Origin of the sequence: Mycobacterium kiyosense, assembly GCA_021654635.1 — a bacterium.
Classification (GTDB): Bacteria; Actinomycetota; Actinomycetes; order Mycobacteriales; family Mycobacteriaceae; genus Mycobacterium; species Mycobacterium kiyosense.
On record AP025179.1, the window covers coordinates 4,581,861 to 4,603,174 of the forward strand.

Sequence of the window (21,314 nt, forward strand, 5' to 3'; positions counted from 1 at the left end):
TCTATGTCAACCTGACTCAGGACCACTGTGACGGCTTGATTCGGGACCACCTCGGCGAGGAGGTGGTGGCTCAGGCGTCTTCGTAGGCTGTGATCGCGAGCTGCTACCGCGGGTATGGCTGAGCCGGTATGAGGTGGTGCCGGTTTCGATGATGGTGCCGTGGAAGGTGAGTCGGTCGACGATCGCGGCGCAGAGTCGGGGGTCGGTGAAGGTTTTGGTCCAGCCGGAGAAACTCTCGTTGGATGCGATGGCTACTGACGCCTTTTCCTCGCGTTCAGTGAGTACTTGGAACAGCAACCCGCGCCCCGGCGGTCGAGTTCCATGTAGCCGAGTTCGTCGATACATAAAAGATCGACGCGGCCGTAGCGGGCGATCGTGCGGGCGAGTTGCTTTTCATCGGCGGCCTCGACGAGTTCGTTGACCAGTTTGGTCGCCAGTGTGTAGCGGACGCGGAAGCCTTGCTCGGCGGCGGCGGTGCCCACACCAATGAGCAGGTGGGACTTGCCGGTGCCCGAGTCGCCGATCAGGCAGAGCGGGTCGCCTCGGCGTATCCAATCGCCTTGGGCGACGGTATGTACGGTGGCGGCGTTGATGTTTGGGTTGGCGTCGAAATCGAAGTCGCCCAACCATTTCTGACGTGGAAACCCGGCCGCTGCGACTCGCCGCAAGGTGGATCGGCGGTCCCGGTCATCGCATTCGGCCAGGAGCAGTTCGGCGAGGAAGCCGTGGTAGGTGAGCTGTTCACGCTCGGCGACTTTCACTGCTTCGTCGATCACCGCACGCACGGTCGGCAACCGCAGGCGTCGGCATGCGGAATCGACGGCGGCTTGGGCCGCTTGTGGGGTCATCCCGCGTTGGCGGCGCAGGGTGTTGGTGACTTTCGTGGCCGTGCTCATGATCCAGTCGTTCCTTCCATTCCGTCACCGGGTGGCGGTGTTGGGGGTCTGCGTTGGAGCAGCTCGTCGTAGGCCGCGACGTCAGGCAGCGGCCGGGTGTCGGGTGGCAGGCCGGCGATCACGGTCGCTGGATCAGCCAGGCGGCGCTGGGTCAGACTGACGACCCGGTAATCGACGGTATTGGCATGGTTACCGGCGTGACGGTCTGATTCGAGACCACCACCGGCGGCATGCAGGCGTGCTTCGACCGCGACCACATCCGCTGAAACGGCACCGACCGACAGGGCGGCGTGGATCCCGGCGATCACATCGGTAGCGCGCATGCTCGGTGCAGCAGCAGCACGTCGATTAGCGAGCGAGTCCCGCCAGCATCGCCGTCGACGCGGCGGGCCTGCTGCCAGAACGCCTCGTGCGCTGCGGTGAAAGTGCCGGCGGCGCGGGCCTGAGCAAGCGCGGTGGAGCCGGGCAACGCGCCGGGTTTGCAGTGCAACACCTCCAGATAGTGGTCGAGGTTGATCGATTGCCCGTTGCGGGTCGTGACGCGTTCATGGCGTGCGGCGATAGTGCGGCCGTCGAAGACGACCAACTCCGAGGCCCGCAGCGACACCCTGACTTTGCGTCCGATCAACCGGGCGGGAACCGAGTACTTCGCCGACCGCGCCGTGATCAGCGCCGACCGGTCCACCCGTGGATGCAGCACCAGCCCCGGGTCGAACCGCTCGGCAGGCAGAGCGGCGAGATGTTCTCGTTCGGTCTGGAAGTCCTGGCCCACGGTGTGCAGCCGGCCGGTGACCCGCCGATGATCCTCACGTGCTTCGCAGCGGCGGATGTAGTCGTTGAGCTCTGACAGCGAGTCCACTTCCGGCATGGGCGTGAGCCAGGTGCGGCGGAAACGTCCGATCTCGCCCTCGACTCCGCCTTTCTCGTGGGCGCCTTTCACTCCCGGCTGGCAGTAGAACGGGTCGAACCCGTAGAACGATCTGAACAGCACCCACCGGTCGTTCTCGACCCTGCCCCGACCGCGGCCGAACACCACCGAGGTGACCGCAGACTTCAAGTTGTCGTAGCGGATATGGCGCACCGGGATGCCGCCGATCACGTCGAATGCTTCGATGTGGCCTTCGAGGAACGCCTCCTGCGACTGAGTCGCATACACCCGATGGACTGCCTTGCCGGACATCGACATTCGGAAAACGAACATGTAGCAGCGGGTTCTGACACCAGCGAGGATGACGTGAACCTCGCCGAAATCAACCTCAGCTTCAGCGCCGGGCGGGTGTTCCTGCGGCACGAACGCTTCCTGCGCCTGCTTACCGGACTCGGCGATGATCTCCGCACGACGGACCCGGACATAGTCACGCACCGACGAATACGACACATCCTCAACGCCGTGTTCATCGGCCAGACGATTGCAAATCCTTGTCGCAGTGTGGCGTTGCTTGCGGGGCGCATCCAGATCGGTCCGCAGCATCGCATCAATCGCAGGTTTGAGCGGGCCCAGTTTCGGCGACTCCCGCACCGGTGTCTTCCGCCTCGGCGGCTCCGGATTCGCCAACGCGTGCCGGACCGTATCCCGGCCAACCTTGTACTTACGAGCAAGCGCCCGAATACCCAAACCCTCGACCCGGGCGTCCCTACGTATCTGGGCGAACAGCTCCACACGACTTCCCATCCGGAACCCTCCGACAGCGAGCCAATAATCGACACGCCAACCGTCGAGGGTGGTCCTGAATCAAACCGTCACAACACACCGGTCTGAAAGAAGGTGGTCCTGAATCAGGCCGTCACACCGGTCCTGAATCAAACTGTCATAGCCACAGCACGGCCTCCCGGCCGTCAAAGCCGTGCCGCGTCAGTTCATCGTCCTTGAGAAGTTCGCCGTTGCTATCGGCGGCGGGCAGATCGCGGTGCGCCTGCCGACTCGTCTTGCCCTTGCTGAGCTGGATCAAGGTTCGCATGGTCATGGCGTCAGAATAAAACATCATCAAGCGTTTGACGATCAGCATTTGGTTTGTGCTCTTCAGAAGAGTCGCAACATGTGCGCTGAGCAGGTGCGCCTCCGTCGGGACCACCAACAAACCTTGTTTGGTATCTTGAACGGGTGGTCCAGCTTCCGCCGACGGGTGTCGCACCCACCGGCCTGCCCCCGTTGACCGGTGTGCGCGTGCTGGACCTGAGCGCTTTGGGGCCCGGCCCGTTCTGCTCGATGCTGCTCGCCGATTTCGGCGCAGATGTGGTCGCCGTCGAGCGGCCTGGAGACCCTCATCCCTTCGATCCGGCCAAGTCCCTGTCGCGGGGTAAACGCTCGGTCGTGGTAGACCTGCGCGCAACGCGCGGCCCGGAGGTCATCGCCCGGCTTGCCGACTCCGCGGACGTCCTGTTGGAAAGCAATCGACCCGGCACCATGGAGCGCTACGGGCTGGGCCCGGATCCGTTGTGCGAACGCAATCCGCGGCTCATCTACACGCGGCTGACCGGTTGGGGCCAAGACGGGCCGTACCGGGACAAGGCCGGCCACGACATCAACTACGCCGCGATCGCGGGCACCCTCGGCGTGATCGGAGACGAGCAACCGGTACCGCCCCTGGCCATGCTGGGCGACCTGGCCGGTGGTTCACTGTTCGCCGCGCTTGGGATAGTGATGGCGCTCTACGAACGCACGGTCACCGGCCGGGGCCAGGTCATCGATGCGGCGATCACCGACGGCTCGGCCTTACTCAACCTCACCAACCTCGCCGAATTCAACGCCGGGATCTGGGCCGGCCGCGGCCGCCACATCCTGTCCGGAAAAGCCCCGTTCTACGGCCCCTACGCTTGCGCGGACGGTCGATACTTCGCGGTTGGTGCCATCGAACCGAAGTTCTACGCCAATTTCCTTGCTGCCCTTGGCATCCAAGATGCGGATAGCTCCGCGCAACTCGACCCGGCACGCTGGGCTCAGTTGCGCGAGGAGATCGCGGCCGTCTTCGCCACCAAACCCCGCGCCCACTGGACGGCGGTGTTCGCCGACGTCGACGGTTGCGGAGCACCGGTTCTCGAGCTCGACGAGTTGGCCGACGACCCACATCTACGGGCACGTTCCACGATCGTCACCGAGCCGGACGGCTCGGTGACCGCCAGCCCCGCACCACGGCTCTCGCGCACGCCGGGACGTACCGGCCCCGCTCCGAGGGCAAAAGGTGCGGATACCCGAGATGTATTGCGCGAGTCCGGTTTCAGCGACGAAGAAGTCAGTTCGCTGCTCGCCGAGCGGGCCGTTGCCGCACCCGATTAACAGCGATCTTCCTCAGTCACGCCCACGTGATGGCATGCTCGGGGCAGCTCAGCACGGCTTCGTCGATGTCCGCCTTATCCGCGTCGTCGACATTGTCGTGCAGCACCACCCCGAACCCGGCGTCGTCCATGTCGAAGTATGCCGGCGCGATGAGCACGCAGCGGCCGTGCCCCTGACACTTACCCGGGTCGATCGTCAGACGAGACAAGGTAGTTCACCCCTTTCATTTCTTGCCGGGCCGGCCGAGGCGGCGCCGCCAGTCGTGCGCGCCAGTGAGCCGCACCAGCCGCGCCTGCAGCCGGCTCATCCGGGGCTGGTACGGATACCAGTGCGGTTCGGATTTCAGCTTGAACCGTTCGGTCACGACGGCTTGCTGTCGGCAGAACTTGAGAAGTCCCGCGGCGCCGCCGTTTCGGCCGCCGACACCCGAGGATTTCCACCCTCCCATCGGCAGCGTGATCAGCATGGTGGCGGTGAGCACACTGTTGATGTTGACCGCGCCGGTTTCCAGTCGGCGCGCGACCCGGTCGGCTCGTTCGGGGTTTCCGCTGAACACACTGGCGGCCAACCCATACGGCGAGTCGTTGGCCAGCCGCACGGCCTCGTCCTCATCGCGGACGCGCATCACCGGCAACGTCGGACCGAACGTCTCCTCCCGCATGCACGCCATCGAATGATCCACGTCCACCAGCACGGTTGGCTCAAAGAACATCCCCGAACCTGCCCTCTTACCACCCGTGAGGGCGCGGGCACCGGCCTGCACCGCGTCGCCGACATGGCGCTCGACGATGCTCAACTGGTTGGCGGTTGCCATTGCCCCGATTTCGGTTTGGAAGCTGCCGTCGCGGTCCATGCCCTGGCGCAGCGTCGAAACCTTGGCGGTCAGCTTTGCCACGAACTCGTCGTAGACCTTGTCCTGCACGTAGATTCGCTCCACCGAAACACAAATCTGGCCCGAGTTCCACAGACCGCCCCATACCGCGCCACTCGTTGCGCGGTCGATGTCGGCGTCGTCGAGCACGATCATGGCGTCTTTGCCGCCGAGCTCCAGGCTGCATGGGATGAGCCGCTCACCCGCGCGAGCGGCGATCTTGCGGCCGGTCGCCGTAGACCCGGTGAACTGCACCATGTCCACCTCGTCGACCACTGCCGCCCCGACCCCACCACCGCCGGTGACGCAGGCGATCACCGGCGGTCCCCCGATATCCTCCCGCCAGCCGCGGGTCACTTCGGCCCAGGTCAACGGCGTGACCTCGGATGGCTTAAACATAACCGCGGCACCGGCCATGAGTGCCGGGACGCCGTCGATGGTGGAGGTGGCCAGCGGCCCGTTCCACGGGGTGATGATGCCGACGAGCTGGTGCGGGCGATGGAAGACTCGCAGGTTCTTGGTCAGCGCTAGCGCTCCTGACCGCTTTACGGTCCGGTCTGCGAGGAATTTCACGGCGTGCTTGGTGAAGTAATTCACCGTGTCGACGAAAACGGCGGTCTCGACCTGGGCATCACCCCAGGATTTTCCGGTTTCCTCCTGCATGATGCCGATCAACCGCTTCTCGTTGTCAAGCACCCAGTCCAGCAGGCGCAGAAGGTGTTTGGCCCTGCCGTCGGGCCCAAGGTCTTCCCACGCCGGCTGCGCGGCGCGCAACTGCGCAGCGATGTCATGCACTTGGGCCGGCGTCATGTCGGGCACCGTGCCGACCACACGTCCGTCAGCGGGGCACCGGACGGAGAGGTACTTGGAACGCTGCTGCGAGTCGCTAACGTCTAAATCGGTCTGCGTCGCCATTGACGGTCCTTTCGCTGGACTACGACGCCCGCTAGCCTAACAGTGTTTGGTACCGATTGGTCGGGCGTATCCGGCTAAACCGCTACCCGAGCGACCCTCTAGCCTTGACCGGATGAACCTGCCGCGACACGAGGGCCGCGACCTTGCGACCGTGACGCCCGATCGGATTCTTTACGCGGAGGATCTGGCTCCCGGCGACTGGATGGACCTGGGTCCCGTCGAAGTCACCCGAGACGAGATCATCTCCTTTGCACAGCGTTTCGACCCGCTGCCCATTCACCTCGATGGTGCCGACTCACCGTTCGGCGATGTGATCGCCAGCGGCATGCACACCCTGTCGCTGTTCGCCAGCATCTCCTCGCCGAGGTTCATGGCCCGGCTGGCACTGGTAGCGGGCAAAGGCTTCGACCGGATGCGACTGCCCAATCCCGTCCGGCCCGGCGCGGTGCTCACCGGCTCGCTCGAGGTACTCGAGATCAGGATGGGCCCGCGAAAAGCCGACGTGCACTGCCTCTACGAGATGGTGGACCAGAGTGGCGGCCTGGTCATGACGATGGTGGGAATCCAGGTCGTCCGACGCCGTCATCCCGTCGCCGATTGATGCCGACCCGCGTACTGACACCAAGAGGCTTCCGTCGCTGCGCGAACGTACGTTAACCTAACGAAGTGCATCTTCAACCAGGGGCGCGGGGATGACGGCGCCGTTATCCAGCGCGGCGGGGCGCGTTCCGCATTGGACCGACATCGACTGGGTGCCCGCGGTCGCGACTCTGCGCATCAACGAATTGCAGGTCAACTACCTCGATCATGGAACGGGGCCCGCTCTCGTCCTGCTGCACGGGATGGCCGCCAGTTGGCAATGGTGGTTGGAGAACATTCCGGCACTGGCCCAGCACCATCGCGTCATCGCCGTCGACCTACCCGGTTTCGGTCGATCCGACCCGTTGACCGGGCCGGCCGAAATGGCCACCCACGCACGCACTGTGCTTGATCTGCTGGACCACCTGGACATCCAATCGGCAACGGTCTCCGGACATTCCATGGGCGGCTTGGTGGCAACCGCGATGTTTGCCGCCGCTCCGGAGCGCGTCCGGAGCCTGATCCTGGTCGACGCGGGCGGGGTGCCCATGTCGCAGCGACGCCTGGCCGTCGTTCTCGTGGCGCTGCGAATCTGCACCTCGGTGCTGCGAAGCGGCCTCGTCCGTCGCGCACTGACCACGAAGTCATGGGCGCGGCGGCTCGCCCTCGCCACCGCTTTCCGCGACCCCCGCGTGATGTCGCCACACCTGGCAGCCCAGACCATGCCGCATTTCGGCGGCCCGGGCTGCGTCGACGCCATTGCCGCCGCCGGTCGCGCGGTCAACTCCACGGCTCCGGAGTCGATCACCTGTCCCGTGTTACTCGTGTGGGGAGAGCACGACGCCATCGTGCCTCCGCGGTGCGCCCACGACATGCACGAGAGACTGCCCGACTCGGAACTCGCCGTCTTCGCCGGCGCAGGGCATAGTCCGATGGTCGAATTCCCGGATCAGTTCAACGATTTGGCGTTGCGGTTCATCGCGTCACGCCACGGCGGGCAGAACCGCCTCGAAGCGAACTAGATTCGCGGGGTATTCGGGCGCGCGGAGCGCGCGTCATTCGGCCACCGGCGAGAACGCGGCCAGCACCGCCCGCAGCCCGGTGCGGAACTGGGTGGCATCGGTTCCGGCCTTGGGCGTGGCCGACGACTTCTCGGCGATCTCGAAGAGGGCGAAGCCCAGGGTGTAAGTAGACAGCGTGCGGTGCACGGTCAGCGCGTCCCGTTCGGAGAACCCGGCGGCCTCGAGCACTGCCAGCACCTCTGCGTACAACCTCGCCTGAGCCTCGCTGGCCACCGGAAGGCCCGCGATCAACTGAGTGACGTTGCGGTGCCGCACCAGTCGGTCGTGAACTTCGGCAAAACACGCGTCGAGTTCATCGCGCCACCGCCCGCCACGGTCGATCGGCGGCAGATCGGCGAGCAGTACATCGGGCAACATGTCGACAATTCCCTGTTTGCCGGCCGCGTAGTTGTAGAGCGTCATCTGAGCCACGCCGAGGCGGTCTGCCAGCCGCGCGATGGTGAGCGCGGCGGCCCCCTCAGCGTCGACAAGTTCGAATGCGGCCGCAGCGATGATGTCGTGTGTCAACAACCGGGCGCGCGCCATGGTCGAGCATCTTCTCACGAATGCCCTCGAAGCGAGGGTCCCGAATCTCCACGAAGGGGTTCCACGCGACCGCCGCAACGAGTACCTTCAACAGCAAAACGTACGCCGCACGTATTCGTGAGGAAGGACGGCTGCCATGACCGTTCAAGACCGGGTTGATTTGGGGCGTTGGGGGCCGTTGGCGACGCCCATCCATCACGACGTGCCGCCCGTCGATGACGACGGGACGCCGTGGCGCGACTACGCACTGTTCTGCTGGTGGGACCCGGCCTCCGACGTCTACGTGATGACCCATCACATGTCCTCGCCGGACCTCGCCTTCCCCGGACGAACCCGGGTCTCCGCGTGGGCCGGCGGCAAAGCGTTCGAACTCATCGAGACGCCACACCAAGGCACTCACCAAAGTGACCACATCACAGTCGATCTCGACGGCAGCCTGGTCGTCGATCATCCCGACTTGCAACTGAACGCGACCGTCGACCCCAAGTATCAGCCGATCGACCTGCACTCGCTCAACGCGCTGCCATCGAACAAGGCCGGACGGCCGTTGCATCATTACGAGCAGCCCCAACGCGCGACCGGGACCATCACGGTACGCGGCGAGCAACGCACATTCGACGGGGTCGGATTGCGAGATCGCACCTGGGGTTACCGCAGTGAGTCATCGCAGTGGGAGGAATACCAGTACCTGATGGCCGACCTCGGTTCGGAGTTCCTGGTTTTCTGGAAACTCAAGGGTCTCGTCGGCCCGCAGATCGACCTCGCCTTCCGCCTGACCGCCGACGGGCAGCACCGCCTGGATCGATTCGCCTTCGCGCGCAATGGGTCCGGATTACTCAACGACGTCGAGACCGAGCTTCCGAGCGGACCCGTGAGCATCGAGGTCACCGATCGGCCGGTCGGATTCTGGGTCCCGCAGGGTGGCCGTCAAACCGGACCGACGTTTTCTGCCTACGACGAATTCGTGAAGCTACGACTCAGCGACGGGCGCCACGGTGCCGGCCTGGCCACCTATGGCATCCTGCGAAAACTGGCTTGAGCATGGCCATCGTCGGAGGGATCAGCACCGCAGAAATCCGGACCAGGGCGGCGCCCTGGATCGCAGATCGCTTTGGCGGAGCCACCGTCGCCGGAGTCACCGCCCCGGTGGGTAACGGCCGTTCCACCGATACCTTCCTCGTCGATCTGGACAATGGCGAGCGCTTCGTCCTGAGAGTCGAGCCCAGCGCCTACCGCGTGGTCTACGAGTACGACCTGGGCAGGGAGGCGTTGGTGATGGACGCCTTGGCCCGCAACACCGACATACCGGTGCCCAAAGTGCTTTTCCACGAACCTGATCCAGCGATCCTGGGCAGTCCCTTCCTCGTCCTCGAGCGTCGCGAGGGTTGCATTCCCGGCGACGAGCCCCCATTCCCCGCCGACCCGGACAGCTGGGTGCATTCGCTGTCCGACTTGGAGCGGACCGTGCTGGCCGATGACGCGCTGCGCACCCTTGCCGCCATCCATGCCGTGGACTGGCGCGCCCTGGGACTGGGATCGCTGGACCGGCCCGAGCTTGGAGCCGACGCGCTGACTCAGCATGTGTCGTGGTGGCGTGCGTTCTTCGACTGGGGATCGGCCGGCAGACCCTGTTCCACCATCGAGGAGACGTTCGATTGGCTAGCCAAACACTGGCCCGCCGATCCCGGGCCGACCGTATTGTCCTGGGGCGATGCGCGACTCGGAAATCTGATGTTCGCCGGACCCCGCGTGTCGGCCGTCCTGGACTGGGAACTTGCCACGCTGGCCCCTGCGGGCTGCGACCTCGGTTGGTGGTTGTTCTGCGACCGCCACCACAGCGAGGGTGTCGGCGCACCGTGGCCGCCGGGCCTGCCCGACCGCGACGAAACCCTCTCCCGCTATACGTCTTTCAGCGGTCGCACGATTGCTCACGCCAGGTGGTTCGAAGTCTACGGCGGCCTGAGGTTCGCGGTCCTGATGAATAGGGCGGGCAACATGCTCATCGAGGCGGGCGCCTTACCCGCGGACCATACGATGGCCGTCAACAACCCCGCGACTCAGCTACTGGCCCGGATGATCGGCGTCACCGCTCCCGACGGACAACCCACCAGTTTCCTGGACCCGGCGTCGACGTAATGCGCGCTCAGCCGGCACCGACGGCGGCAGTCTCCTCGGCTTCCTGGTGCGGGATCGCGTATTTGACCAGGCAGATGGACACCGCAAAAATCCACCCACCGAAGATCGCCAGGCCAAGCCACCACGCCAGCAATCCGTTCCACGCGATAACACCCGTCTTGGCAAGGCAGTTCAGCCCCCCGGGCAGGAAACACAGTGCCGCCCAAAGGCTGAAATAAGCCAACCAGCGTGGAAAGACCGGGTTTTCGCGCGGATCTTGAAATATGGCCACCGCCAAGATGACTGCCTGCAGCATACCGGTCCAGGGCAGCGCAATGAACATGATCGACGCCAGATCGTGTATGCGGTAGGTGAAGCCGGGATCGATCTGCGGACGGAAGGCCGCGGCCTCCCACATGATGCAGGGCACGTAGAACTCGACGAGCAACATCACCCCCAGCAGCGCCTGGCTCAGCGCCAACGGGGCCAAAGGTCCTTCGATACGGCGCATCTGGATCGCGATCGCGGCTGACCACGGCGCCAGCAACGTCACGCCGGCGCAGGCGATGATGATGCCGACCCGGATGCGGCCACCACGGTTGACATAGATCGCGACGATTTCTTCCAGTGTCTTGTTGGGGCCCGGTGGCGGCACAAACCCGGCGATGACCCACATGCCGAGCAGCAAGATGGCCATGCTGACGATTCCGCCCCAGGCCATCCAACGCTGATTGACGGCACTCATGTGACTCATTGCACGCTCGTCCCGGCGGTCGTCGGCCGCCGCACGCCGACGCGGTCATACACATCCTGCGGGATCGCCTCTTGCGACTTGTAGATGTTGAACCGGCAGTGCCCGGTGATGTGACCGTCGTGAATACCCGGTTCCACCAATAGGAAGTAGGGTCCGTCGTGTTCGAGGACGTGCTTGTTGGTGCCCGGGCAATGCATGCAGTACACCGGCATCTCCTCGACGCCGAAGCTCTCCACGCTCGGGCCCTTGACCATGGGCAGATTCTTGGGCGCGTCGTAGGCGCCTTCCTCGATCAGTCGGCCACCGCTGCCGCAGGGCTTGGTGTCGAAACAGAACCCGCCTTCGTCTTCGAGCAGGTCGTATTTCATGCCGTGTTGATGGAACAGCGTCGCCAGCCACTGCACCTGGTCCCGGTATGGCATGGTGTCGACCTGACCGAGCACCTGGCCCATGGTGGGTAGGTTGTAACACTGCTCGACCGAATCCCAGCAGTGTTGCACCCCATGGTTTTCCAGGATCCAGCCAGTCTGGGCGGTGATCAGGTCGCGCCCGAAGTGGTGCCCGGGATACCACTCCGTCTTCGACAGCATCAAGTGACGGCGAGCGCGATCGAGATCGCCGGCGTCGATCGCACGCACCGCGAGAACATAGGCCTGCAAACGCATGTCCTCGCGCTCATCGGGATCGAACAGTAAGGCACCCGACACGTCGAACGCGGCCGCGATACGCGCAACGTCACGCTCCACGCCCAGACGTTCGAACACTGCCGGTGGGACGTCGAGCGGATTCTTGTAGATCGTCAGCCGTAGCGGCTCGCCGTCGCGACCATCGGCGAACACGAAAGGCGGATAGCCGAGCCATTCGCAGCAGAGGCGTTCGATTTCGGTGCTCACAATCCTCAGATCCGGTGTGTCCGGGATGGCGTCGGCACGGTTGCCCGCCCAGTTCGGCGAGACGAGCACGAGCTTGTCGGTGTCCTCCTCGAACGCGGCCAGTTCACCGCCGTCCATGCGAAAGATCATCGCCAGCGATTGGACGGCTTCCCGGGAAACTCCGTTGCGGAACCACTCGGCCCACGGCCGGACAATGGTGCGCAGTGCGGCGGGTACTGACCGCCGCAACGCGTCGGCACCGAACTCCCGCTCGATGTAGCCCAGCGTGAGGGTATTCCAGAGTAGATAGATGTCGCGGGTCGAGAAATGCAAGTCCACTGACTGCGCCGCGATGTCACGCGCCGCCGCCAAATCGCCACGATCCAGAGCTGCGGCCGCGCGATCACCGGGCGAGGTCGCCAGTTGCCGCAGTTCATCTTCGGTGAACACCAAATCTGTCATGGCCATGCTCCTAGTCGGCTGTTGATTGTTCTGCGGCTCGCACGATTCCGTCGAGCAAACCCGAAATTCCTTGCTTGAGAATGATTCCGAGTACCAAGCCGATACCCGGGATCGGCAGGGTAGGCGTGGAACGCACCGAATAAGTGACGCGGGTTCCGGTTTCGGACTCCGCAAGCTCGACCGTTCCGGTGTGGTCGCGAACAGGAAGGCCAGAACGCAGTCGGTAACCGAATCGCGTCGGTCGCTCGAACTCGGTGACTTCCTCGATCTGCGCCGGTCCGATCAAGCCCATCCGCCGTAGTGCGCCCACCCCGTTCGGCTCGGTGTCGCCGGGCCGGACCAGCTCACTGGTCCGCAGCGGCGAGATGTTCTTGTAGTTCCGGTGATCGGTGAGCCGGTCGAAGACTGCCTCGATGGGCGCGGAAGTGGTCCGGGTCAGCGTGAATTCGATCATCCTTGCGCTCCTTTCACCACCATGCCCGCGGCTTGATGCCCTTCTCGTAGTTCGTCGAGACCGAAGGCCTGTACCGGGCCCAGCGGGCCGTGGCCGCGGACCTCTCCCGCTGCAGCGCGCTCGGCGGCCCATGCGGTGAGGTCCGCCGTCACGTCGTAGACGTCCGGTCCTTGCAGGGTGACTTCGGAAAGTACGTGCCCGGCACGGGAATACGCAACGGCGACAACGTATGTTCCGGCCCTGGCGCGAGCCGTGTCGTCCGGCCCGATTGGCGCGGCGTACTTGACCAGACCGCTGAGCGTATCCGCGAACCACCTGGCGCCCGGAAGGGCAGCCAACCTGCCGACCTGGGCCACCACCGGGGTCGCGGCGCCCAGACCGCCCTGGTATACGTCGACCGTGTCCAATTTCGGATACGCCTGCGGCAGCGTGATCGCCTCCGAGGAACCCAGCGTCATCGATGGCACCGAGCGCCCCGACACCGGCCACGCGCGGGTACGCGCGCCACACCGCTCCGTTACCAATCGGCCACCACGCCAAGCGAATCCAGGAGCGGTGAGGACGCCGGCGGCGGATGCGACGGTGCCTCTGCTGAGTTCGCCGCGACCCGGCCCAGTCAGGAAGTAGCCGATCTCGAGCGCGTCGACGGGACCACCCGGACTTCCGGCCGCTTGCTCCATCGCAAGCGCGCCCGCCAGATTTCCGGGCGAATAGTTGAATCCCATCGCAGTGACCAGCGCACCGGCTGCCTTTTGCGCCGATGGGTTTTCGAATACTTGCCGCACGAACGGGGCCTCGCCCGTGGTGTCGATGTAGTGGGCGCCGCACGCGATCGCCGCATCGAGTGCGACGTCGCCCACCTTGATGAAGGGGCCGACGGTGGTCAGCAGTACGTCGCCGGGCCGCAGCAGCGTACGCAGCGTACGCGGATCGTCCAGCCGGACAACAGCCGTCGCACAGGCGCCGCCGAGTTCGTCGGCAAGGGCGGCGAGGGCGGCAGGTGAGCGCCCGGCCAGTATCGTCTCGACGGTCTGCTTGGCGAGCCGTTCGGCGATGAGGCGACCGGTGTAACCGGTCGCTCCGAGCAGGACGATCCGAGCCATCAGATCGACGCGGCCATCAGTCCGCCGTCGACCGGGTAGGCGATGCCGGTGACCCAGGCGGCATCGTCGGAAGCCAGGTGCAGCACCACTTTTGCGATATCTTCAGGCTGACCCAGCCGGCCTTGCTTCTGCTCGAAGTAGTCATGGGCCGGCGCTCCGGTCGCGGCTTCGAATCCGGCGATCAAGGCGTCGGAGAACGGCGTCTCGGTGAAGGCCGGACACACGCAATTGACGCGAATGCCCGCCGGCCGAAGTTCGGCGGCCGCCGTCTTGGTCATGTTGACGATGCCGGCCTTCGTGGCACCGTAACCGCCGAGCAACGGGGCCCCGTTGAGCCCGGCGGTCGACGCGGTCGAGATGATCACACCGCCGCCGTTCATCTGCGCAGCCGCAGCCTTGATGCCGTGGAACGTGCCTTTCAGGTTGACCGCGATCATCCGGTCGAAATCAGCGGTACTCAGCGCGGCCAGCGGCCCGAGGACGCAGATGCCGGCGTTGTTGACCATGACGTCCAGCGAGCCGAACTCCGAAACCGCCAGTCGCACAGCGGCATCGACCTGGCCCTCGTCAGCCACGTCGCAGCCGATCCAACGGGCGCGTTCGCCGGCCTCGGCGGCCACGGCTTCGGCACCCGCGCTGTCGATATCGGCCACCACAATCGAGGCGCCGGCCGCGGCGAAACCTCGAACGATTGCTTTGCCGATCCCGCTGGCCCCTCCGGTGACGACCACCGATCGTCCGTCTGCCATGGGCAACCTCCTGCCTGGAATAAATCCGTATGCTATACGAAAATTGGCAGAATTCGTATAGAGTTTAAAAAATCTGTTCAGGACCGGTTCCGCTCGAGGAAAGGACCGCAACCATGTCGATGTCTGCCGGCCTGGCCGATACGACGGCCGATTTGACTCCCGCGTGGTTCACCGCCGCGCTGCGTGCCGCGGGCGCGCTCGGAGCGGACGCCGCCGTCGAGAAGGTGGACGCGGTGCTGTACGGAACCGGCCAGCTCGGGCTGGTCGCCCGCGCCGAGCTCGACTACGCGGGCCCCGCCGACGGGGCGCCGACGTCGGTCATCGTGAAGTTGCCCTCGGAGGATGCCGGTAGTCGCCAGCTGGGGGTCGGCATCGGCGCCTACGAAGCTGAGGTGAGGTTCTATCAGGAGGTCGCGCCTCGTTCGACCATCAGCGTGCCGCGACTGTACTGGGGGTCGTTCGAGCCGGGAACGGGGCGGGTGACGCTGGTGCTCGAGGACCTCTCACAGGACTGGCAGGTCGGCGATGCGGTGGCAGGCGGCACGGTGCGCCAAGCCGAGGTAGCGCTGGATCAGATCGCGCTTCTGCATGCCGAACTGTGGGATGACACCGGCCTGCGTGGACTGGACTGGCTCGCCTCGCCCGCCCGCACTCAACTACTTTTCGATGGCGTGCCCGCAGCACTACCCCTGTTCCGGGAGCGGTTCGCCGACCGGCTCGAACCTCATCAGTTCGCCGCCGTCGAAAGACTCGCGCCGAAAGGCGCTGATTACCCGGCGCTGGCTTGGCACGGACCGATGGTGGTCACCCACGGCGACTTCCGGCTCGACAATGTCATGTTCCGCGGCGAGGCGGCCGGCATGCAGGCGACGGTGATCGACTGGCAGGCAGTGCGATTGGCGCCGCCGATGATTGACCCCGCGATATGGCTGTCCAGCTGTCTATCGGTGAAGGACCGCCGCGACAACCAGGATGCGCTGTTGCGCCGGTACCATGACCGCCTGCGGCAAGGCGGTGTCGACAACTTTTCGTTCGATGACTGCGTGCGCAACCTGCGGGTGTGTTCGCTCTACATTTTCCTGCTCAGCGTGGGGGTCTCGGTAACCCTCGCGCGGTCCGACCGCGGCGACGAAATGTTCGCCGGCATGGTGGCTCAGGCAGCCGATTTCGTCACCGATCTGGACGCCGAAAGCGTCCTCGACTAGGAGAAAGCACATGGAAGCCAACGACGTTGAGCCACAACTGGCGCCAGTCGCCGAGGACATGAGTGCATTCATCATCGCCGGCGCGGTGACATCCAAGCAGCAGGACTCCGAATACGCCACCGTGTCACGTACCCCCGCCCAAGGCATCCAGGACGGAGTCGACGCCGAGCGCATCGGTTACCGCCGCATCTGGCTCTCCGAACGCATCGACATCAAGTGGTCCGACGTGATCCTGTCGGGCGTGGCCGCACGCACCAGCAGGCTGGAGGTCGGTACCGGCGTGATCGATCCGACGACGCGTCACCCCTGGACCGCCGCGGCGTTCGGCGCCACCATGCAAGCCTGCTACGGCGAGCGTTTCATCATGGGCCTCGGCCGAGGGGACAACGGATACTTCCGCGGCAGCGGCATCAAGATGGCCACCTTCGAGCAGATGCACGACTACGTCGACATCCTGCGTCAACTGTGGGCCGGCAAACACGTCTGCTACGACGGCCCGGTCGGCACCTTCGAGGATCTGTCGTTCGCCGAGAGCTACCACGGCAACCCTCCCCCGATCTGGTTCGGCGGCTTCTGCGCCCCCGCCGGGGCGCGTTTCGCCGCGGCCAAGGCCGACGGCGTCATCCTGATCCCGATGATGAACCCGCCTGCCGTAGCTGCCGCCAAGGAGCGCATCGTCAAGGCCTGCGAGCGAATCGGACGGGATCCCAACGAGATTCGGGTAGCGGCGCTGGTGGTCACCGCGCCCAATCTGGACGACTTCGAAACCCGCGCCATCGCGCACGGGCGAATGGTGACCTACCTGCAGTACCCGGGCTACGGCGAACAGCTCTGCACCGCAAACGGATGGGACCTCGGCCTGCTCGACAAGATCCGCAATCACAAGCGCTTCGAGAACATCACCCAAGTCGCAGACCGGGAGTTCCAGCGTCACGAGATGATGGACGTTGCCAGCGTCATTCCCGACGAGTACATGTGGGACTGCAGCGCCATCGGAACCGTCGATGAATGCGTGACCAACTTGCGCAGGTTCATCGACGCCGGCGCCGACGAAATCGTCACGTACGGTTCGACTCCGGCGCAGAACGCCGAGTTAGTGGCGGCCTGGCGTGACCGCGCCCGCTGACGACGCAAGCACCTCCCGGCCGCCCCGACGACCTGGGCGGCCGGCCCTACTGACCCGAGATAAGTTGGCGCGCACGGCATTTGACCTCGTCGACCGGGAGGGGTCGGCGTCGCTGACGATCAGCCGGCTGGCCAAGGAACTCGGTGTGGGCCCGATGACCATCTACGGATACGCCTCGTCCAAAGACGCCATCGTGGCCATGCTGCCCGATCTGTTGTTGGAGAACGTCCCGCAGGTCGACATGGGTAAACCCTGGCGGGCCGCACTGGAGGAGGTTTTCACCGCCGTGTACCGCGGCTTCCTCGAGCACCAGCACGTCACCCGGGCCATTGCCGAATCGCCGGTATTCGGGCCCGCCCAGGGCAAGATCATCGAGAGCGTGCTCGCGCGATTGGAACGCGCCGGGTTCAGCGACCGCGAAGCGTTCGAGCTCCAGCGCACCCTGTCGACCTATACGCTCGGCTTTGCGATGTTCGCCGTCACCGAGGCGCAAGCGGGCGACGACCGCCCGCGCTCGACTTGGACGCACAACCTGCACAACGGCGAATACCCGCACGTCTCAAGGGTTTCAGAAATGTTCGGCGAGGAGGTGAGCGAGCAGCAGTACCTTGCCGGACTGCGACGGATCCTGGGGCCCTGAGATATAGTCCACCCAACTCGATCGCCTGGTCGGCCGCGACGGCCTAGAGACGCCAGGCTCGATAGCTAATCGGGAGAGTTATGGACAATCGGTACTTTCCTTTGGTCGTCGCGGTCGTCATGCTGGCGCTGGGACTCACGCTCACGATCGATGACTTCCGGCGCGCCGCCACCCTGCGGCGACCGTTGGCGGTGGCATTGATTTGCCAAGCCCTGCTGTTGCCGGCCCTGTGTCTCTTGATCGCCGAAGTTTTTGCACTTCCGCCGAATCTGGCGGTCGGACTGATGCTGATGGCGGCCACCCCGGGCGGAACGACGGCGAACATACTGAGTCACCTGTTCAACGGGGACTTAGCGCTCAATCTCACCTTGACCGCCATCAATGCGGTGCTCTCGATCGTCGCGGTACCCGTGATACTCGCGATTTCGATGACCTGGTTTCTCGGGGACGGGCGGTTTCTACCACTGCAATGGGACAAGTTCCTCGGGGTGTTCGGGCTCGTGTTCATCCCTACGACGATTGGCGTTTTCATCCGCCACCGCTTTCCCGAGCTTGCCCGGCGGCTCCAGCTGCCGATCCGGATAGCCGCGGCATTGCTGTTGGTGCTCATCATCGCGGTGACGCTGGCCAAGTCCTGGGGAACCCTGTCGCACTACTTCGGCGTGCTGAGCGGCGCCGTTGCGACGTTCTGTGTGACCAGCCTGACCGTCGGCTATCTGGCACCGCGTCTGATGCGTCTGGCCGGCAGGCAAGCGATCGCGATGGGCCTCGAGGTCGGCATGCACAACGGGGTATTGGCCATGGGAATCGCGCTGAGCCCGCAGCTGCTCAACAATGCCGAGATGGCCATCCCGGCAGCGGTCTACGGAATTATCGCGATATTCATCGCCCTGGCATTCATTTTCACCGTTCGCAGACTGGACCCTTCGTTCCGTGATCCCGACGCGCGCCGGGTCATTTCCGCCGATCAATCCGACCCGTCAAAGGACCCGCAAGAAGACCCCGCTTAGGGCTCGCTGAGGGCTCGGTCTTCGGCCCAGCTAGGGATTCGCCGCGTCGCCAGCATCGTCTGCCGTTTGGGTCGGTCCACCCAGCACCGCGTAGGCCAAGCGCTCGATTTCGGCGCGCACGCCCGCCAGGTCGTTGGGCCGGGCCCAGCTTCTGATCAGGACGCCGAGGATGTACGACATCGCAAGGCGAGCCCGCACCGCCGCATCGTCGACACCGGTCTCGGCCAGGACCTGCTCGAGGTGCTCGACGACGGTGTCCTGGACTTTGGCCAGGGAGTCGGTACGGCCGCTGCGAGTTGCAATGATCCAGTATTCGAACCAGGCGGTCGCCAAACCTGGTTGTTCGGCGAAGATTCCGAAGTACGCCTCAAACAGTGCCCAGTACCGGTCGGTGACATTGGCTTCGGCGTCCCTGGCGCCGTCGATGGCGGCGACGAGGTCGTCGGCGAAAGCGCCCATGGCGGCGTCGAGGATGTCCTCCAGGGATTCGAAGTAGTAATAGATCAGACCCTGGTTGAGTCCACTTTCCCGCGCCACCGCGCGGGTGGTGCAACGCCCGGGGCCGTCGCGTAAGAGAATCCGTTGCGCCGCAGCGATTATCTCGCCCCGCTTTGCCAGCTGCTTCGGTGACAAGGTCTCCGGGAGCTCAGCCATAACCCAAAACTTTAGGCAAACCCTTGACAGCGCATACGCGGTGTCAATATTTTTAGGCGCCCGAGTAAAATTTCAGCCGCCAAAGGAGGCGTGCGATGGGTGGGTTGTCCGGCCGGGTGGCTATCGTCACCGGAGCGAGCCGGGGGGGGTGGGCCGCGGTGAGGCGCTGGCCCTTGCAAAAGAAGAGGGAGCCGCCGTCGCACTGGTTGCCACCACCATGGCCGGCGTGGAGAAAGTTGCAGTCGAGATCGAGGAGATCGGCGGGACTGCGCTGCCGCTGGAATGCGACGTCAGCGTCCGGGCACAGGTCGATGCCGCCGTGGCTGCCACGTTGGATCGCTTCGGTCGCATCGACATTCTGGTCAACAACGCACAGCGAATTCCCGTCGACCATCCCTTCGAGACCTGGACCGAGCCCGAGCTGCGCGAGACCTGGGAATCCGGCTTTCTGGGCACCTGGAATTTCATGCAGGCCTGTTTCGAGCCCATGAGGGAACGAGGGTACGGCCGAATCATCAACACCTGCTCGATGGTGGGCTACTTGAACTGGCCCGGTTTCAGCGCGTACGCCGCGACGAAAGAGGGAGTTAGGGCATTGACGCGCACCGTATCCCAGGAGTGGGGCCAGCACGGCATCACCGTGAACGTGATCTCGCCCGCCGTGGCCTCCGACGCGCTCGACATGCTCTACCCCGAAGGCGAAATCCGCGACGCGCTGCTGGCACGTTTCCCGATGCGCAGATTCGGCGATCCGGAGGCCGACATCGGCCGTACCGTGGCCTATCTCGCGGGCCCGGACGCCTCGTACGTGACGGGCTGCACGCTGAACGTCGACGGTGGAATGGGTGTGGTGGTCTAGTCATGCTGAAAGCGCAATCGCTGCTGAACGAGGCGAGAACGATGGCCGGGCTCGACGATTACGGCGACATGCAGTTCGCCGACGGCATGGCCGTGTTGATCAAGTCGATCAACGACGAGGCTGGCTTGACGCCGCAGTACGAGGAGGCTCTCAAGGAAGAACTGTTGCGGGTGTTGGTGAACCGGCTCCGGATGAACCGGGACCTGCAGCTGCACCCCGAAATCGCGGACGAGGAGGTGCTGCCGCCGGTCTACATCACCAGTATGCCGCGCACGGGATCCACCAAGCTGCACCGAATGCTCGCGGCCACAGGCGATTTCAATGCCTTGCTGTACTGGCAATCATTGAATTTCGCGCCGTTCCCGGACGCCGACCCGGATGGGCCCGACCCGCGCATCGAGGCGGGTTACCGCCACCTGGCGCATGTCAGTGCGCAGGCCCCCGGCTTCCAGCGCGCGCACCCGATGTTCGCCGAGGAAGCCGAAGAGGAACTCAGCCTGCTCGACGCCGGCTTCAACAGTCTCTATACCTGGGCGGCGTTGCTCGACGTCCCGACGTACATCGAGTACGTGCTGCGATCGTCGCCATTGGCGGCGTTCGAGGACATGCGCAGAACCATCCAGTACATCCAATGGCAGCACTACCGGGGATTGGGCAGGCGCTGGGTGTTCAAGACCCCATCGATGTTCGGCTTCGAGGGCGCCTACTCGGCGGTGTTCACCGGTACGGATTTCATTGTCACCCATCGCCACCCGCTGCAGACGGTGGCATCGATGTGCAACCTGATGTGCGGCAGCCGCTCGAAATACAGCGACGCCGACTTCACCGCCGTCGCCGGGGAAACGATGATCCACAACTTCGCCGAAGCTCAAAAGGGCCATCTTGCCTGGCGGGCAACCTATCCGGAGCCCAAAACCCTCGACCTGCGATTCAATGACATCACGAGCGACGAAATCGGCGTCGCGAAAGCCGTTTACGACTTCCTTGGCATGGAACTGACCGAGCGGGCGATCGACAATATTGAAGCCTGGCTCGCAATGGATGCGGGACGCAACCACCAGCCGTGCCGAGACACGTTGGCCGACTACAACGTCGAGGCGTCGTTCGTCGAAACCTCATTCGCCCCGTACATCGACCGCTACGAAAAGTACCTTTAGCGGAGAAAGGAT

The 21,314-nt window shown here is 64.6% G+C and carries 21 protein-coding genes and 2 pseudogenes; 11 read left to right on the forward strand and 12 right to left on the reverse strand.

The genetic code is table 11. The features are described from left to right. Nucleotides 1-6 precede the first annotated feature (6 nt). The 3 genes and pseudogenes from istB to L6444_RS21530 form a co-directional block, all read right to left on the reverse strand. Nucleotides 7-896: pseudogene (istB, locus tag L6444_RS21520) on the reverse strand (IS21-like element helper ATPase IstB). After that, nucleotides 893-2,568, reverse strand: a pseudogene (gene istA / locus L6444_RS21525) (IS21 family transposase). Before istA ends, istB begins: the two co-directional pseudogenes overlap by 4 nt. Before the next feature lie 136 nt (nt 2,569-2,704). Then, on the reverse strand, nt 2,705-2,968 hold the full coding sequence (locus L6444_RS21530; RefSeq protein WP_236977129.1) for a hypothetical protein: 264 nt from the start codon (nt 2,966-2,968) through the stop codon (nt 2,705-2,707). Nucleotides 2,969-2,997: 29 nt separating this feature from the next. On the opposite strand from L6444_RS21530, the gene L6444_RS21535 reads away from it, so the two are divergent. Next, a complete protein-coding gene (locus L6444_RS21535; protein ID WP_289624745.1) occupies nt 2,998-4,170 on the forward strand; it encodes a CaiB/BaiF CoA transferase family protein in 1,173 nt (390 codons plus the stop codon). A 16-nt stretch (nt 4,171-4,186) separates the two neighbouring features. Here the strand turns inward: L6444_RS21535 and L6444_RS21540 are convergent, their stop codons facing one another. Then, nucleotides 4,187-4,378, reverse strand: coding sequence for a ferredoxin (locus L6444_RS21540; RefSeq protein WP_236977130.1), 192 nt, complete (start codon nt 4,376-4,378; stop codon nt 4,187-4,189). 15 nt (nt 4,379-4,393) lie between these two features. After that, nucleotides 4,394-5,956 (reverse strand): aldehyde dehydrogenase family protein, encoded by a 1,563-nt coding sequence (locus L6444_RS21545; RefSeq protein ID WP_236977131.1) that lies wholly within the window; start codon nt 5,954-5,956, stop codon nt 4,394-4,396. A gap of 112 nt (nt 5,957-6,068) precedes the next feature. Between L6444_RS21545 and L6444_RS21550 the strand changes: the two genes are divergently transcribed. Both L6444_RS21550 and L6444_RS21555 read left to right on the forward strand, forming a co-directional pair. Continuing rightward, a complete protein-coding gene (locus L6444_RS21550; protein WP_236977132.1) occupies nt 6,069-6,557 on the forward strand; it encodes a MaoC/PaaZ C-terminal domain-containing protein in 489 nt (162 codons plus the stop codon). A 91-nt stretch (nt 6,558-6,648) separates the two neighbouring features. After that, a complete protein-coding gene (locus tag L6444_RS21555) occupies nt 6,649-7,557 on the forward strand; it encodes an alpha/beta fold hydrolase (protein ID WP_236977133.1) in 909 nt (302 codons plus the stop codon). Between the two features lie 33 nt (nt 7,558-7,590). Here the strand turns inward: L6444_RS21555 and L6444_RS21560 are convergent, their stop codons facing one another. Continuing rightward, nucleotides 7,591-8,142, reverse strand: coding sequence for a TetR/AcrR family transcriptional regulator C-terminal domain-containing protein (locus tag L6444_RS21560; protein WP_236977135.1), 552 nt, complete (start codon nt 8,140-8,142; stop codon nt 7,591-7,593). Between the two features lie 136 nt (nt 8,143-8,278). Here L6444_RS21560 and L6444_RS21565 point away from each other — a divergent pair, with 136 nt between their 5' ends. After that, on the forward strand, nt 8,279-9,181 hold the full coding sequence (locus L6444_RS21565; protein ID WP_236977137.1) for a hypothetical protein: 903 nt from the start codon (nt 8,279-8,281) through the stop codon (nt 9,179-9,181). A gap of 2 nt (nt 9,182-9,183) precedes the next feature. Next, nucleotides 9,184-10,278 (forward strand): phosphotransferase family protein, encoded by a 1,095-nt coding sequence (locus L6444_RS21570; RefSeq protein WP_236977139.1) that lies wholly within the window; start codon nt 9,184-9,186, stop codon nt 10,276-10,278. Nucleotides 10,279-10,285: 7 nt separating this feature from the next. Here the strand turns inward: L6444_RS21570 and L6444_RS21575 are convergent, their stop codons facing one another. The 5 genes from L6444_RS21575 to L6444_RS21595 are packed head-to-tail and all read right to left on the reverse strand — an operon-like array spanning nt 10,286 to nt 14,651. After that, nucleotides 10,286-11,002, reverse strand: a complete 717-nt coding sequence (locus L6444_RS21575) for a hypothetical protein (protein WP_236977141.1) — start codon at nt 11,000-11,002, stop codon at nt 10,286-10,288. Nucleotides 11,003-11,007: 5 nt separating this feature from the next. Then, nucleotides 11,008-12,345 carry a hypothetical protein gene (locus L6444_RS21580; protein WP_236977143.1) on the reverse strand — a complete coding sequence of 446 codons (1,338 nt, stop codon included), beginning with the start codon at nt 12,343-12,345 and terminating at the stop codon, nt 11,008-11,010. 10 nt (nt 12,346-12,355) lie between these two features. Next, nucleotides 12,356-12,799: an SRPBCC family protein gene (locus L6444_RS21585; RefSeq protein ID WP_236977145.1), complete on the reverse strand. Its 444-nt coding sequence runs from the start codon at nt 12,797-12,799 to the stop codon at nt 12,356-12,358. Further along, complete coding sequence (locus L6444_RS21590; protein WP_236977147.1) at nt 12,796-13,902, reverse strand: saccharopine dehydrogenase family protein; 1,107 nt, start codon at nt 13,900-13,902, stop codon at nt 12,796-12,798. The genes L6444_RS21585 and L6444_RS21590 overlap by 4 nt, the downstream gene beginning before the upstream one ends. Continuing rightward, nucleotides 13,902-14,651, reverse strand: a complete 750-nt coding sequence (locus L6444_RS21595) for an SDR family NAD(P)-dependent oxidoreductase (RefSeq protein WP_236977149.1) — start codon at nt 14,649-14,651, stop codon at nt 13,902-13,904. The genes L6444_RS21590 and L6444_RS21595 overlap by 1 nt, the downstream gene beginning before the upstream one ends. A 113-nt stretch (nt 14,652-14,764) precedes the next feature. On the opposite strand from L6444_RS21595, the gene L6444_RS21600 reads away from it, so the two are divergent. From L6444_RS21600 to L6444_RS21615, 4 genes are all read left to right on the forward strand, one after another. Further along, complete coding sequence (locus L6444_RS21600) at nt 14,765-15,856, forward strand: ecdysteroid 22-kinase family protein (protein ID WP_236977151.1); 1,092 nt, start codon at nt 14,765-14,767, stop codon at nt 15,854-15,856. 10 nt (nt 15,857-15,866) lie between these two features. Further along, nucleotides 15,867-16,982, forward strand: coding sequence for a TIGR03857 family LLM class F420-dependent oxidoreductase (locus L6444_RS21605; RefSeq protein ID WP_236977153.1), 1,116 nt, complete (start codon nt 15,867-15,869; stop codon nt 16,980-16,982). Nucleotides 16,983-17,046: 64 nt separating this feature from the next. Then, the gene (locus tag L6444_RS21610) at nt 17,047-17,622 is read left to right on the forward strand and encodes a TetR/AcrR family transcriptional regulator (RefSeq protein WP_236977155.1); all 576 of its coding nucleotides are present in this window, start codon (nt 17,047-17,049) and stop codon (nt 17,620-17,622) included. Nucleotides 17,623-17,723: 101 nt separating this feature from the next. Continuing rightward, the gene (locus tag L6444_RS21615) at nt 17,724-18,632 is read left to right on the forward strand and encodes a bile acid:sodium symporter family protein (protein WP_236977157.1); all 909 of its coding nucleotides are present in this window, start codon (nt 17,724-17,726) and stop codon (nt 18,630-18,632) included. 30 nt (nt 18,633-18,662) lie between these two features. On the opposite strand, the gene L6444_RS21620 is transcribed toward L6444_RS21615, so the two are convergent. Continuing rightward, the gene (locus tag L6444_RS21620; RefSeq protein WP_236977159.1) at nt 18,663-19,286 is read right to left on the reverse strand and encodes a TetR/AcrR family transcriptional regulator; all 624 of its coding nucleotides are present in this window, start codon (nt 19,284-19,286) and stop codon (nt 18,663-18,665) included. A 148-nt stretch (nt 19,287-19,434) separates the two neighbouring features. Between L6444_RS21620 and L6444_RS21625 the strand changes: the two genes are divergently transcribed. Beyond that, nucleotides 19,435-20,145 (forward strand): SDR family NAD(P)-dependent oxidoreductase, encoded by a 711-nt coding sequence (locus L6444_RS21625; protein ID WP_236977161.1) that lies wholly within the window; start codon nt 19,435-19,437, stop codon nt 20,143-20,145. 2 nt (nt 20,146-20,147) lie between these two features. Then, a complete protein-coding gene (locus L6444_RS21630; RefSeq protein WP_236977163.1) occupies nt 20,148-21,302 on the forward strand; it encodes a sulfotransferase family protein in 1,155 nt (384 codons plus the stop codon). Nucleotides 21,303-21,314 lie beyond the last annotated feature (12 nt).

Coding starts and splice junctions, on each gene's coding strand:
- L6444_RS21545 (WP_236977131.1), bottom strand. CDS start 5,956: ATGGCGACGCAGACCGATTTAGACGTTAGCGACTCGCAGCAGCGTTCC.
- L6444_RS21550 (WP_236977132.1), top strand. CDS start 6,069: ATGAACCTGCCGCGACACGAGGGCCGCGACCTTGCGACCGTGACGCCC.
- L6444_RS21555 (WP_236977133.1), top strand. CDS start 6,649: ATGACGGCGCCGTTATCCAGCGCGGCGGGGCGCGTTCCGCATTGGACC.
- L6444_RS21560 (WP_236977135.1), bottom strand. CDS start 8,142: ATGGCGCGCGCCCGGTTGTTGACACACGACATCATCGCTGCGGCCGCA.
- L6444_RS21565 (WP_236977137.1), top strand. CDS start 8,279: ATGACCGTTCAAGACCGGGTTGATTTGGGGCGTTGGGGGCCGTTGGCG.
- L6444_RS21570 (WP_236977139.1), top strand. CDS start 9,184: ATGGCCATCGTCGGAGGGATCAGCACCGCAGAAATCCGGACCAGGGCG.
- L6444_RS21575 (WP_236977141.1), bottom strand. CDS start 11,002: ATGAGTGCCGTCAATCAGCGTTGGATGGCCTGGGGCGGAATCGTCAGC.
- L6444_RS21580 (WP_236977143.1), bottom strand. CDS start 12,345: ATGACAGATTTGGTGTTCACCGAAGATGAACTGCGGCAACTGGCGACC.
- L6444_RS21585 (WP_236977145.1), bottom strand. CDS start 12,799: ATGATCGAATTCACGCTGACCCGGACCACTTCCGCGCCCATCGAGGCA.
- L6444_RS21590 (WP_236977147.1), bottom strand. CDS start 13,902: ATGGCTCGGATCGTCCTGCTCGGAGCGACCGGTTACACCGGTCGCCTC.
- L6444_RS21595 (WP_236977149.1), bottom strand. CDS start 14,651: ATGGCAGACGGACGATCGGTGGTCGTCACCGGAGGGGCCAGCGGGATC.
- L6444_RS21600 (WP_236977151.1), top strand. CDS start 14,765: ATGTCGATGTCTGCCGGCCTGGCCGATACGACGGCCGATTTGACTCCC.
- L6444_RS21605 (WP_236977153.1), top strand. CDS start 15,867: ATGGAAGCCAACGACGTTGAGCCACAACTGGCGCCAGTCGCCGAGGAC.
- L6444_RS21620 (WP_236977159.1), bottom strand. CDS start 19,286: ATGGCTGAGCTCCCGGAGACCTTGTCACCGAAGCAGCTGGCAAAGCGG.
- L6444_RS21630 (WP_236977163.1), top strand. CDS start 20,148: ATGCTGAAAGCGCAATCGCTGCTGAACGAGGCGAGAACGATGGCCGGG.